The sequence below is a fragment of the Actibacterium sp. 188UL27-1 genome (assembly GCF_016901225.1).
Lineage (GTDB): Bacteria > Pseudomonadota > Alphaproteobacteria > Rhodobacterales > Rhodobacteraceae > 188UL27-1.
The window spans coordinates 43,253-55,773 of the sequence record NZ_JAFEUL010000016.1; the positions used below are offsets into that span (position 1 = coordinate 43,253).

The 12,521-nt window shown below is 63.0% G+C and carries 11 protein-coding genes; 7 read left to right on the forward strand and 4 right to left on the reverse strand.

Annotated elements, in window-relative coordinates; genetic code table 11:
* Positions 1 to 126: 126 nt before the first annotated feature.
* The 7 genes from IU397_RS17615 to IU397_RS17645 all read left to right on the forward strand — a co-directional run bounded on the left by IU397_RS17615 (position 127) and on the right by IU397_RS17645 (position 7,681).
* Positions 127 to 1,158: a LacI family DNA-binding transcriptional regulator gene (locus IU397_RS17615; protein WP_204416294.1), complete on the forward strand. Its 1,032-nt coding sequence runs from the start codon at positions 127 to 129 to the stop codon at positions 1,156 to 1,158.
* A 99-nt stretch (positions 1,159 to 1,257) separates the two neighbouring features.
* Entirely contained in the window at positions 1,258 to 2,571 is a 1,314-nt protein-coding gene (locus IU397_RS17620) for a sugar ABC transporter substrate-binding protein (RefSeq protein WP_204416297.1), read from the forward strand.
* A 143-nt stretch (positions 2,572 to 2,714) separates the two neighbouring features.
* Complete coding sequence (locus tag IU397_RS17625; protein ID WP_204416299.1) at positions 2,715 to 3,581, forward strand: carbohydrate ABC transporter permease; 867 nt, start codon at positions 2,715 to 2,717, stop codon at positions 3,579 to 3,581.
* A 13-nt stretch (positions 3,582 to 3,594) separates the two neighbouring features.
* On the forward strand, positions 3,595 to 4,425 hold the full coding sequence (locus IU397_RS17630) for a carbohydrate ABC transporter permease (protein ID WP_204416301.1): 831 nt from the start codon (positions 3,595 to 3,597) through the stop codon (positions 4,423 to 4,425).
* A 12-nt stretch (positions 4,426 to 4,437) separates the two neighbouring features.
* Positions 4,438 to 5,442 (forward strand): ABC transporter ATP-binding protein, encoded by a 1,005-nt coding sequence (locus IU397_RS17635; RefSeq protein WP_204416303.1) that lies wholly within the window; start codon positions 4,438 to 4,440, stop codon positions 5,440 to 5,442.
* The gene (locus IU397_RS17640) at positions 5,439 to 6,206 is read left to right on the forward strand and encodes an L-iditol 2-dehydrogenase (RefSeq protein ID WP_204416305.1); all 768 of its coding nucleotides are present in this window, start codon (positions 5,439 to 5,441) and stop codon (positions 6,204 to 6,206) included. Before IU397_RS17635 ends, IU397_RS17640 begins: the two co-directional genes overlap by 4 nt.
* Positions 6,194 to 7,681 (forward strand): mannitol dehydrogenase family protein, encoded by a 1,488-nt coding sequence (locus IU397_RS17645; protein ID WP_204416307.1) that lies wholly within the window; start codon positions 6,194 to 6,196, stop codon positions 7,679 to 7,681. Before IU397_RS17640 ends, IU397_RS17645 begins: the two co-directional genes overlap by 13 nt.
* A 211-nt stretch (positions 7,682 to 7,892) precedes the next feature.
* Here IU397_RS17645 and IU397_RS17650 read toward each other — a convergent pair whose 3' ends face one another.
* The 4 genes from IU397_RS17650 to IU397_RS17665 are packed head-to-tail and all read right to left on the reverse strand — an operon-like array spanning position 7,893 to position 12,512.
* Positions 7,893 to 8,708, reverse strand: coding sequence for a TIGR01459 family HAD-type hydrolase (locus IU397_RS17650; RefSeq protein WP_204416309.1), 816 nt, complete (start codon positions 8,706 to 8,708; stop codon positions 7,893 to 7,895).
* Positions 8,705 to 9,952: an FGGY-family carbohydrate kinase gene (locus IU397_RS17655; RefSeq protein ID WP_204416311.1), complete on the reverse strand. Its 1,248-nt coding sequence runs from the start codon at positions 9,950 to 9,952 to the stop codon at positions 8,705 to 8,707. Before IU397_RS17655 ends, IU397_RS17650 begins: the two co-directional genes overlap by 4 nt.
* Positions 9,949 to 10,995 (reverse strand): class II aldolase/adducin family protein, encoded by a 1,047-nt coding sequence (locus tag IU397_RS17660; protein ID WP_204416314.1) that lies wholly within the window; start codon positions 10,993 to 10,995, stop codon positions 9,949 to 9,951. The genes IU397_RS17655 and IU397_RS17660 overlap by 4 nt, the downstream gene beginning before the upstream one ends.
* Positions 10,992 to 12,512: a glycerol-3-phosphate dehydrogenase gene (locus IU397_RS17665; protein ID WP_204416316.1), complete on the reverse strand. Its 1,521-nt coding sequence runs from the start codon at positions 12,510 to 12,512 to the stop codon at positions 10,992 to 10,994. Before IU397_RS17665 ends, IU397_RS17660 begins: the two co-directional genes overlap by 4 nt.
* Positions 12,513 to 12,521: the final 9 nt, after the last annotated feature.

Sequence of the window (12,521 nt, forward strand, 5' to 3'; positions counted from 1 at the left end):
AACAGGTGACGTTTCGCTTAACGCGCGCAAGGCCTCAAACTTTACATGGGAAGAGAAAGTTGTCGCGCGACAAATTTTTAGATACCAATCCTTGGGGGAAGGTCCAGGCGCAGGCAAAGGCACGATATGGGCGATAGCAAGATCAGGAATATGGAGGAGTTCGCCGCCAAAAGCGGTGTGTCCCGCCCCACCGTCTCAAAATACTTCAACGATCCCGGCAGCGTCCGGCCTGCGACGCGCACCCGCATCGAAGAGGCACTTAAACAGTATGATTACCGTCCCAACATCTATGCCATCAACCAGAACCGACGCCTGACAAAGACGATCGGGATCGTTGTGCCCTACCTCGCCGATCCCTTTTTTGCCGAGATCGCGCGCAATCTGGAAAACCGCTGCCTCGATGCTGGCTTTTCCCCGTCGCTCTTCAGTTCCCACGGGCGGCCCGAGTTGGAAAACGACATCCTCGATAACCTCCGCTCCATGCGCCCGGCCGGTGTTTTGCTGGCGCCCCTGGGACGCGCCTCTGACAAGACGACCCTCGAAAAGTTTTGCGCCGACATCCCAACCGTTCTGTTCGACAGCAATATCGACGGGATCGGATCGGCCTTTATCGGCATGGATAACGGTCAATCCATCACCATGCTGGTCGATTACCTCCACCGCACCGGGGAACCGCCGTGCTTTTTCGAGATCCGCAATGCCGCCAATCCCAACGCCAACAAACGCCGCATCGCCTATCTGAACGCGATGGCGCAGTTCCGTTTGCGCCCCCAGGTGATCAGTGTCGATGGCGCAGGCTGGGATTTTGAGGATACCGGCTATGGCGAGGGCAAAAAGGTGATCGCGGCCAAGACCTTTGCCACCAATACCGTCTTGTGCAGCAATGACCGCCTCGCCATCGGGCTGCTGTCCGCCGCGTTCGAATTGGGGATCAGTGTGGGCCACGACCCGGCCAACGCGATGCGGATCGCGGGCCATGATGATCATCCCTTTGCCCGCTTCACCTGCCCGCCGCTCACGACCGTGGCCCAGGATTATGCTGCAATCTCAGATCGCAGCGTCGAGACGCTGTTCACCATGATCGATGGCGGTGAGACGCCAAAGACCCGCTCCGAAACCCTGTTTGACGGCACCCTGGTCATGCGCGCCTCGGCCTAAAATATTTGCGCGCGTAAAGTTTTTATTGACTCCGCGTCGCGATTCTCCCTACCTTTGTCTCAAAAAACAAGACATCCAAAGCACCATGGGAGGACAAGGATGAAACTGAGACCGTCACTTTGCGTGGCGAGCGCATTGGCCATTGCCGCAAGCTCGACCGCCTACGCCGAAACCACGACATTGACCATTGCGACCGTCAACAACGGCGACATGATCCGCATGCAGGGCCTGACTGACGATTTCACCGCGCAAAATCCCGACATCGCCCTGGAATGGGTCACGTTGGAAGAAAATGTCCTGCGCCAGCGCGTCACCCAAGACATCGCCACCAAGGGCGGTCAGTTCGACGTCATGACCATCGGCACCTACGAGGTGCCGATCTGGGGTGCGCAGGATTGGCTGGTCTCACTGAACGACCTGCCCGCTGAATGGGATGCCGATGACATCCTGCCCGCGATCCGCGGCGGTCTGACCGTCGATGGCGAACTTTACGCCGCACCGTTCTATGGCGAAAGCTCCATGGTCATGTATCGCACCGACCTGATGGAAGCTGCTGGTCTGGAAATGCCCGACGCCCCCACATGGGAGTTCATCGGCCAGGCCGCTGAAGCCATGACCGACAAAGACAACGAAGTGTATGGCATCTGCCTGCGCGGCAAAGCCGGCTGGGGCGAAAACATGGCCTTCCTCACCGCCATGTCGAACTCCTTCGGCGCGCGCTGGTTCGATGAAAGCTGGACGCCCCAGTTCGACAGCGAGGCCTGGGCGAACACGCTCAACACCTACATGAACCTGATGACCAACTACGGTCCTCCGGGCGCCTCGACCAACGGGTTCAACGAAAACCTGTCGCTGTTCCAGCAGGGCAAATGCGGCATGTGGATCGACGCCACCGTCGCGGCCTCTTTCGTGACCAACCCTGACGACTCGACCGTAGCCGACAAGGTCGGCTTTGCGCTGGCGCCGGACAATGGCTTGGGCAAGCGCGGCAACTGGCTCTGGGCCTGGTCCCTGGCCATCCCCGCGGGCTCTGACGCGACCGATGCGGCCAAGAAATTCGTCGCCTGGGCCACCAGCAAGGAATACACAGCCCTGGTTGCTGAAAACGAAGGTTGGGCCAATGTTCCACCGGGCACGCGCACGTCCCTTTACGAAAACCCGGCCTATACCGAGGCCGCGTCTTTCGCCGAGATGACACTGGGCTCCATCAACTCCGCCGATCCGACCGCACCAACGGTGGATCCGGTACCCTATACCGGCGTGCAATTCGTGGCCATTCCCGAATTCGCGGGCATCGCGACCCAGGTCGGGCAGGAAATGTCAGCCGCCCTCGCCGGTCAGCAGACCGTCGAAGAAGCCCTGGCCAAGGCGCAATCCATCACCGCGGAAGAGATGGAAGCCGCAGGTTACTAAAGCCTGCCGCCGCCCGTCCCCCCGGGGGCTGGCGGCGGTACGCTACTCCCCGTTCGAAGGGCACCCACTCCGGCCCTTCGAACACCCTAACCCCGCATCGCTGACTAACCCATTAACCACGCCCCGTGGACAGGAGAGGTGTCATGGCCACACAGCATTCCCGCTCCGCAGCCCGCCTGATGATGGCCCCCGCCGTGGTGCTGCTCTTGGGCTGGATGCTCGTCCCGCTCACCATGACGCTCTATTTCTCGTTCAAGAAATACTTGCCCTTGCGCGGCGGTGATCTGGGCTGGGTCGGTTTTGAAAACTACACCCGCTTCGTCACCTCCAGCGCCTTTTGGCCCAGCGTCCAGGCCACGCTCGTCATCGTGGGCGGAGTTCTTGCGATCACCGTGGTATTCGGCGTGCTGCTGGCCATGCTGCTGGATCAGCCGATGTGGGGCCAAGGCATCGTCCGCATCCTTGTGATCGCACCGTTTTTCGTCATGCCCACTGTCTCTGCCCTGGTCTGGAAAAACATGTTCATGGATCCGGTGAATGGCCTTTTCGCCCACTTGTGGCAGGCCTTCGGACTGACCCCGGTGGAATGGCTGAGCCAAGCCTCCCTCGGGTCGATCATCATGATCGTATCCTGGCAATGGCTGCCCTTCGCAACACTGATCCTGCTGACCGCCATCCAATCCCTCGATAGTGAACAGCTGGAGGCCGCAGAGATGGACGGCGCCCCGCCCCTCGCGCGGTTCGGTTTCATCATCCTGCCGCACCTGTCCCGCGCGATCACGGTGGTCGTGCTGATCCAGACGATCTTCCTGCTGTCGATCTTTGCGGAGATTTTTGTGACCACCCAGGGCAGCTTTGGCACCCGCACGCTCACTTACCTGATCTTCCAGCGCGTGCTCGAAAGCCAGAATGTCGGCCTTGGCTCCGCTGGCGGGATCTACGCCGTGATCCTCGCCAATATCGTCGCGCTCTTCCTGATGCGCATCGTCGGCAAGAACCTGGACGCGTGAGGAGGATCTGACCATGGCCCGCGCCGTATCCCAGCAACGCAAGATCATTAACACCGTCCTGGCCTGGGCCGTCGGCCTGCTGATCTTTTTCCCGATCCTGTGGACCATCCTCACCAGTTTCAAGACAGAGGCCACGGCCATCGCCGACCCGCCCGTGTTCCTGTTCTTCGACTGGACGCTCGAAAACTATACCGTGGTCCAGGAACGGTCCGACTATATGCGGTTCCTGTGGAATTCCGTGATCATCGCGGGCGGCTCCACCCTCCTGGGCATCGTCATCGCCGTGCCCGCCGCCTGGTCCATGGCCTTTGTCCCGTCGAAACGGACCAAAGACATCCTGCTCTGGATGCTCTCGACCAAGATGTTGCCAGCCGTGGGCGTCCTTTACCCGATCTACCTGATCTTCATCCAGATGGGCCTGCTGGATACCCGCATCGGGCTGACCGTCGTTTTGATGCTGATCAACCTGCCGATCATCGTCTGGATGCTCTACACCTATTTCAAGGAAATCCCCGGTGAGATCCTGGAAGCCGCGCGGATGGATGGCGCCGGTCTGCGCGAAGAGATCCTGTACGTCCTGACCCCCATGGCGATCCCCGGCATCGCCTCAACGGTACTGTTGAACATTATCCTCGCCTGGAACGAGGCATTCTGGACCCTGAACCTCACCGCGGCCAAGGCCGCCCCGCTCACCGCGTTCATCGCCAGCTATTCCAGCCCGGAAGGGTTGTTTTACGCCAAGCTGTCCGCCGCCTCGACCATGGCCATCGCGCCGATCCTGATCCTGGGCTGGTTCAGCCAAAAACAGCTGGTGCGCGGCCTCACCTTTGGTGCCGTCAAGTAAGGAGACACCAATATGGGACAAATCACCCTCGACAGTGTCACGAAATCATTCGGCGACGTGCAGGTCATCCCGCCTCTGGACCTGACGATCGAGGATGGGGAATTCGCGGTCTTCGTCGGCCCCTCCGGCTGTGGCAAATCCACCCTCCTGCGCCTGATTGCAGGGTTAGAGGATACCACATCGGGTGCCATCCACATCGACGGGGCGGATGCCACCGACCAGCCCCCGGCCAAACGCCGCCTGGCCATGGTGTTCCAGTCCTATGCGCTCTACCCGCACATGACCGTGCGCAAGAACATCGCCTTTCCCATGCGCATGGCCAAGATCGACAAGGCCGAACAGGACCGCCGGATCGAACAGGCCGCCGCTGCCCTTAACCTCACCGACTATCTGGACCGCCGCCCCGGGCAGTTGTCCGGCGGCCAGCGCCAGCGGGTCGCCATTGGCCGGGCCATCGTGCGTGAACCCGCCGCTTTTCTGTTTGACGAGCCGCTGTCGAACCTTGATGCCGCCTTGCGCGTCGGCATGCGGCTGGAGATCAGCGAACTGCATAAACGCCTGAAAACCACCATGGTCTACGTCACCCATGACCAGGTCGAGGCAATGACAATGGCCGATAAGATCGTGGTCCTGAGGGCCGGCCATATCGAACAGGTGGGCTCCCCGCTGGATCTGTACCGCGCGCCCCGCAACCTGTTTGTCGCGGGCTTCATCGGTTCGCCCAAAATGAACCTGATCGAGGGGCCCGCCGCCGCCGAACACAGCGCCCAGACGATCGGTATTCGCCCGGAACATATCGACGTCGGTGAAACGGGCGGCACCTGGACGGGCAAGGTTGGCGTGGCCGAACATCTGGGGTCCGACACGTTCTTTCACATCCACGAAACCGGCCTTGCCGACATGGTCACCGTCCGCGCGCCCGGCGAAGTCAATTTCAGCCACGGCGACACGATCCACCTGACGCCCCGCGCCGATCAGATCCACCGTTTTGACGCAGAAGGGCTCCGTATCCCATGACCCAACTCACCGGCAAAACTGCCCTGATCACCGGCGGGGCCCGGGGCATCGGCGCCGCTTTCGCCAAGGCCTATATCGACGCAGGCGCCCGGGTCGCCATCGCCGATATCGACATCGCGCGCGCCCGAGAAACCGCCGCCGAAATCGGCGCCACTGCCATCGAGCTTGACGTCACCGAACAGGCCAGCATCGACCGCGCCGTGGCCGAAACGATCCAGACCCTGGGCCATATCGACATCCTGATCAGCAATGCCGCGATCTTCACCGCCGCCCCCATCATAGAGATCGAGCGCGCAGATTACGCCCGCACCTTCGACATCAACGTCGCTGGCACGCTCTTTACCCTGCAGGCCGTGGCCCGCCACATGATCGACCGGGGCCAGGGCGGCAAGATCATCAATATGGCCAGCCAGGCCGGACGCCGCGGCGAACCCCTTGTCGCCGTCTATTGCGCGACCAAGGCGGCCATCATCTCCCTCACGCAATCTGCCGGGCTGAACCTGATCCAGCATGGCATCAACGTGAACGCCATCTCCCCCGGTGTGGTCGATGGCGAACATTGGGACGGGGTCGACGCCTTATTCGCGCGGTTTGAGAACAAACCACGCGGCCAGAAAAAGGCCGAAGTCGCCGCCGCCGTCCCCCATGGCCGCATGGGCCGGGCCGAGGATCTGACCGGCGTGGCCGTCTTCCTCGCCAGCGACGCGGCCGACTACATCGTGGCCCAAACCTACAACGTCGATGGTGGCCAATGGATGAGCTGACCCAGCCGCTGAAATTGTCCAACGCGACCCTGCCCGACCTGTCGCCGCAGGTCCGCGTGCCGCAATATGACCGCGCTGCCCTCACTCCCGGTATCGTCCATATCGGCCTGGGCAATTTCCACCGCGCGCACCAGGCCTGGTACCTTCACCGCCTGTTCGACCAGGGCCTCAACCACGACTGGGCCATCATCGGCGCCGGCGTCCGCCCCAACGATGCCTGGCAGCGCGACAAGCTCGGGGTGCAGGACCACCTGACCACGCTGATCGAACTTGACCCCGCCGCCACCTCGGCTGAAATCTGCGGCTCCATGACTGGCTTCCTGCCCGTGGAGCCTGACAATGCTGCCCTCATTGCCCAGATGGCGGACCCGGCCATCCGCATCGTTGCGCTCACTGTCACCGAAGGCGGATATTACATCGACCCGGCCACGGGCGGCCTCGATGCCACGCACCCCGATATCCAACATGACACGGCCCATCCCGACAGCCCCCGCACGGCCTTTGGCGCCATCGTCGCCGCCTTGAACCAGCGCCGCCGAAATGGCCACGGGCCCTTCACCGGGCAAAGCTGCGACAACCTGCAGGGCAATGGCGCGATCCTGCGCCAGACGGTCGTGTCCCTTGCGCGGCTGTCCGATCCAGACCTCGCCGATTGGATCGACGCCCAGTGCACCTTCCCCAATTCCATGGTCGATTGCATCGTGCCCGCCACCGGCCCGGCCGAGATTGCCCTGGCCTGCAGTTTCGGCATCGACGATGCCGCTCCCGTCACCCACGAAAACTTCCGCCAATGGGTGATCGAAGATAGCTTCTGCGCCGGGCGTCCCGACTGGGACAGGGTTGGCGCCACCTTCACCAGTGATGTCCACAGCTATGAAGCCATGAAGATCCGCCTTCTGAATGCCGGGCACCAGGTCATCGCCAATCCGGGAGAGATCCTGGGCCTGGGTACCATCGCCGATTGCATGGCCCATCCGGAGATCCGCGCTTTCTTTTACAGGATCGAACAGCGCGAGATTGCGCCCCATGTCGCCCCCGTGCCCGGCACGACACCTGACGCCTATATCGACATGATTGCCGGGCGGTTCGCCAACCCGGCGATCCGCGACACGACCCGCCGGGTGGCCTTTGACGGCTCTGCCCGCCATACCGGATTTGTGCTGCCCATCATCCGCGATGCCTTGACCGCCGGAACCGCGATAGAGGGGCTGGCCCTGGTCGAAGCGCTCTGGGCCCGCATGTGTGACGGCACCCGCGAAGACGGCTCCACCATCCAGCCCAACGATCCGCACTGGGCCGATCTTCAGGCGACGGCGCGCACGGCCAGGCACCGTCCCATGGCATGGTTGGAGCAAGCGCATATCTACGGCGATCTCGCCACCGCCTCCCGCTTCGCCACGGCGTTCGAAAGCTGGCTCAACCAGCTGTGGTCCGACGGCTGCGTTGCCACCCTGCGGGCCTATTGCGCTGATTGAAATGCAAAAGGTCAGTTCGACTGGATGAGGATATAGCCCGACCTGGAGGGCGTTCGAAACAGTTGAGCAGCTGCCCCAGTCATCAAATCATCCGACCGCTCCACGATTTGAAATGGCGCAAAATCGGCCTCCGGGGGGAGGTCGGCCGATGCCCGGCCTATCAGCCGGGCAGGGCATTTGATCGGCGCTGCGACCACCTTTCATACACCGGCTACCAAACCAACCGTTCCATCGCATAAGTGGCCGTGGCATCCCGCGTTTGTTCCCCGGCCTGAACCCCGCTTTCAATCAACACGGTCTGCACCCCCACCGCCGCCGCCCCGGCAATATCATGCACCGGGCTGTCACCGATCATCAGCACACGCGCGGGCGGCACCGCTCCGACCATGGTCAGCGCCTGGCGAAAGAACACCGCTGACGGTTTGCCGATATAGGTCACGTCGCCCCCGGCCTGCGCATAGTCCTGCGCCACCAATCCCGCGCTGAACATCGGCCCTTGGGGCGTGTATTTTACCAGATCCGGGTTCGCGCACCAAACCGGGACCCCGCGTTTGGCCAGAGGCGCCAGCCGCGCGCCATAACTCTCCCGACTGGTCCCAACGGGATCGACCCCGGCGAGCAGAACAAGATCAGGCGCCTTCGTCCAGTCCACCATCTCAACATCAAGGCCAGCCAGCAGGTCAGCCTCGGTATCCGTCTGAACCGCATAAACCTTTGCCTTAATTGGCATTTCACCGGCGGTGAGGGCCGCGCTCAACCTGTGCCGCGCCACCTCCCCCGAACTCAGAACGCCGCTGATCAAGGTCGCGTCAAACCCGAAGCGGGCCAGTCGCGCAGCATTGGCCGCCGCTGATTTTCCAGAATTCGTGACAGCGATGATTGGAACGCCTCGGGCCACGATCCGGGTGAGGCACTCCAACGCGCCGTCGAACACGACCTGCCCGTCATGCAGGACCCCGTACTGGTCGCAAAGCACCGCATCGACCCCGTCGAGGATCTGCGAAATCCCGGTGATCCGCGTTGTCATGGCAGATGCGGCAGGGCGAGGCGGGCAGCCCCCTCGCTCGCTTGGGTCGACAGGGAGTGTTTCACGGTGGCGCCGGTCAACCTTGCCCGCATCCGGGTCCAGACCGCGTTTTTGGCACCCCCGCCAACGGTGTAAAGCCCGGTCATTGCAGGAGCCCCAAGCTCCCTAAGCCGCTGATATCCCAAGGTTTCGATCCGCGCGACCCCATCAAGTAGGCCATGAAGGAACGCGACCCGGTCCGTGGGGCGCGGGTCCAGCCGCGGGGCCAGATCGGGGTCGTTGATCGGGAAACGCTCCCCGGCTTTGGGCAGCGGATAGTAGTCAAGACCACTGTCCCGATCCGGGTCGATCTGGGCGGAAAGGGTCGTGATCTGGTCCGGCGTGAAATGTTGGAGGAGGACCGCACCGCCACTGTTCGAGGCTCCACCGGCCAACCACATATCGCCGATCCGGTGGCTGTAGATGCCATATGTGGGGGCAACGATCGGCGCCTCGCTCAATACCTTGATCGTCAGCGTCGTACCCAACGCCGTCACCCCATGGCCCGGCGCATCCGCCCCCGTCGCCAGAAAAGACGCGCAGCCATCGGTCAGCCCAGCAACGAGCGGCACGCCCTGGGGCAGACCCAATGCGCCCGATGTCTGGCCAAAGACTGTCCCCGCGGGGACAACCTCTGGCAGCAGGGCTCGTCGCATGCCAGTCGTCCCGATCCAATCGGGCCAGCACCGGGCCACGGGGTCATACCCGGTTTTCAGGGCGTTGCTTTCATCGGATGGCAAGACCCCATCGGTCAGCAAACTAGCGACCCAGTCGGCCTGGTGAAGGATACGGGCCACTCCGCTGCGCCCTTGCAGCTGCAAGGCCCGCGCCAGGGCCGACGAAGCGCTGCGGGCGGCACTCTGCTGGGGCGCGTGGGCCATGATGGCCGTGACGATTTCGAGATCGTCCACCGTGTCGTTATACATCAGCGCCCTGCCAACGGGATCGCCCGCAGCATCCAGGCCAAGCACCGTCCCCGATGTTCCGTCAACGCAAACCGCTCCGATCCGGGACAGCGGCATCCGATCAGCCAGCCGGTTGAGCGACAATCGCAACGCCGCGGCCCAAGTCGCGGGGTTGCAGGGGTCTGTCCCGGCCTCTGCCATCGTGGCCTGCCCAGCGGCGACAAGCCCACCATCGGGGTCAAGGGCTGCGGCGCGGATGCCGCTGGTCCCAACGTCGATGCCAAGGGCAACCGGTGTCATTCCCGGGCCGCCAGACTTTTGCGGTAGGCTTCGGCATCCCAATCCAGCAACGCGGCTTCGTCCGCAGCAGTCAACCGGTTCAACTTTGTCCCCGCGGGGACACGTAGCAAAACATCGCCCAAGCACCGCGCCATGGCCTGAACGGCGGGAGACGACCCCCCGGGGATCGCAACGCCCATACCCGGAAAAACAACGAAACGGCGCGGAGGATCCAGGTGTTCGATCCTTTCCAGGCTGTCGCTGAGATCAGTTGTGAAGGGATCACCAAGGGCAATGCCTGGACCCAGGAAGACAAGATGATCTGGGTAAAGTGTTTCTCCGTTTGCCAACCCCAGTATATTGTCAGTTAACCCAACATGCTGAGATTGGGGAGGTCCAGGCACCCAACCTGTGCCTCCCAAGCTCTCCGCCAAATCATCGAAGGTCGGAATAGCAGACAGGAGGCCACGAGGCTCCAATGCGGCACTGACCCGGCGCAAAAGGTCTTCGGCGGAGGCGGGGGTGCAACCGCAGCAGATCAGGCCGTGATTGCCCAGAACGATCACGCGGGTCTTGGGCGTGGTGGCGGCCAGGATCGCCCGGGTCAGGTCACGCCCGGGTTTGACATAGGGCACGAACGCCGCGTCGAACTCTGCCAGCTTATCCGCCACCACCGCCGCGGCATCGGCGCGGATCGCGGTGGCGAGGGTGGCCACGCAATGGGTGTGCAAGACGACGGGCCAGGGGAGGGCTGCGTGAAACGATGTCTCGATCGAGGGGCGCAGATCCGTTTGCGCCACATCGGCGGGCACGAAACCGGTATCCGGGATATCCTGATCGAGCGAGGCCAACAGGGCCGCGGCATCCACGGGGACCATGATATCCTTGGTCAAGGCATCGGCCAGCCAGGTGCCCGATGCCTTGACCCACATGCACCCCTCGGACTTGATCGAAGTATTGCCGCCGGGGCCCTGAACCTGCAGGGGGTTGCTGCCAAGCCGGGCGGAGACGTCCAGCAAGGCGGCGTAGTTGTCAGAGGCGCGCAGGCTGTCCCATCCGGTCATGCGGCTGCGGCCTGTTGCAGCCATTGGTCAAAGGCCGCGATCTGCGCCTTGGTCAGGAAGATGCCATGCTTGGTGCGCCGGGTGAGAATGTCATCGGCGGTTTCGGCCCATTCGTTTTGGATGAGCCAGTCGGCCTCGACCTCATAAAAAAGCGCGCCGAAATGTTGGCCGAGGTCCGGCAGGGCCTTGGCGCCCGCCAGGAGTTTGGGGGCATCCGTACCGTAACAGCGGGCATAGTGGCGGGCCAGCGGATCGGGCAGCCAGGGATGATCGGCGGCGAAACCTTTGAACCAGCTGTCGAAATCGGCGCCGGGCACATCGCCACCGGGCAGCGGCGCGGTGGCGGTCCAATCCTTGGCCATGGCCGGGAAGAACGGCACCAGTTTCTGCAATGCATGTTCCGACAGTTTGCGATAGGTCGTCAGCTTACCACCGAAAGCAGACAGGATGGGCGCGCGATCCCCGCCGCCATCCAGTTCAAACGTATAATCGCGGGTGACGGCGGAGGCCCCTTTGCTTTCGTCGTCATCAAAGAGCGGGCGGACCCCGGAATAGCTGTGGAGCACGTCATCGGGCGTCAGTTGCGTGGTGAAATAGCGGTTGAGGATGGTCAGGAGGTAATCGGTTTCTTCGGGCGCGATCTGCACATCCTCGGGCCGGTCAGAGAACGGGATATCGGTGGTGCCGATCAGGGCCAGATCATCGAAATACGGATTGACGAAGATCAGTCGTTTGTCGGGCGCCTGGAGCACATAGCCATGGTCGCCCTGCCACCAGCGTTTGGTGATGATATGGCTGCCCTTGACCAGCCGCACCCGGCGCTGGGAATTGACGCCAGCCACGTTGCCCAGCACCTGTTCGACCCACGGACCGGCGGTGTTGACGATGGCGCGGGCGGTGATGTTGCGGGTCGCCCCGGTGCGGCTGTCGCGCAGGGTGGCGTGCCACAGCCCGCCGTCGCGTCGGGCGGAGGTGCAGGTGGTGCGGGTCAGCACCTCTGCCCCGCGGCGGGCGGCATCGACGGCGTTCAGCACGACGAGGCGGGCATCGTCGATCCAGACATCCCAATAGGCGAAGGCGTTTTTGAACTGGGCGTTGACGATCTGCCCTTCGGGCGCGCGGGTCAGATTGACGGCGCGCGTGCCGGGCACGCGTTTGCGGCCCCCCAGATTGTCATAGAGGAACAGGCCCAGCCGGATCAGCCAGCGCGGGCGCTGTTCGGGGCTGTGGGGCAGGATCAGGCGAAGGGGCCAGCCAAGATGCGGGGCGACCTGGAGGACGACTTCCCGTTCGATCAGCGCTTCGCGGACCAGGCGGAATTCGTAATATTCCAGGTAGCGCAGGCCGCCATGGATGTATTTGCCGGAGCGGGAGGACGTGCCTTGGGCGAGGTCGTCTTTCTCGCACAGGATCACGTTTAGGCCGCGCCCGGCCGCGTCGCGGGCGACACCTGCGCCGTTGATGCCACCGCCTATCACCAGCAGGTCGATTGGATTGGCCGTGTCAGTTGGGGTCATGGGCAGTCC

What these genes read in the sequence shown, in the direction of transcription:
- IU397_RS17615 (WP_204416294.1), top strand. Translation starts at nt 127, where the DNA reads ATGGGCGATAGCAAGATCAGGAATATGGAGGAGTTCGCCGCCAAAAGC.
- IU397_RS17620 (WP_204416297.1), top strand. Translation starts at nt 1,258, where the DNA reads ATGAAACTGAGACCGTCACTTTGCGTGGCGAGCGCATTGGCCATTGCC.
- IU397_RS17625 (WP_204416299.1), top strand. Translation starts at nt 2,715, where the DNA reads ATGGCCACACAGCATTCCCGCTCCGCAGCCCGCCTGATGATGGCCCCC.
- IU397_RS17630 (WP_204416301.1), top strand. Translation starts at nt 3,595, where the DNA reads ATGGCCCGCGCCGTATCCCAGCAACGCAAGATCATTAACACCGTCCTG.
- IU397_RS17635 (WP_204416303.1), top strand. Translation starts at nt 4,438, where the DNA reads ATGGGACAAATCACCCTCGACAGTGTCACGAAATCATTCGGCGACGTG.
- IU397_RS17640 (WP_204416305.1), top strand. Translation starts at nt 5,439, where the DNA reads ATGACCCAACTCACCGGCAAAACTGCCCTGATCACCGGCGGGGCCCGG.
- IU397_RS17645 (WP_204416307.1), top strand. Translation starts at nt 6,194, where the DNA reads ATGGATGAGCTGACCCAGCCGCTGAAATTGTCCAACGCGACCCTGCCC.
- IU397_RS17650 (WP_204416309.1), bottom strand. Translation starts at nt 8,708, where the DNA reads ATGACAACGCGGATCACCGGGATTTCGCAGATCCTCGACGGGGTCGAT.
- IU397_RS17655 (WP_204416311.1), bottom strand. Translation starts at nt 9,952, where the DNA reads ATGACACCGGTTGCCCTTGGCATCGACGTTGGGACCAGCGGCATCCGC.
- IU397_RS17660 (WP_204416314.1), bottom strand. Translation starts at nt 10,995, where the DNA reads ATGACCGGATGGGACAGCCTGCGCGCCTCTGACAACTACGCCGCCTTG.
- IU397_RS17665 (WP_204416316.1), bottom strand. Translation starts at nt 12,512, where the DNA reads ATGACCCCAACTGACACGGCCAATCCAATCGACCTGCTGGTGATAGGC.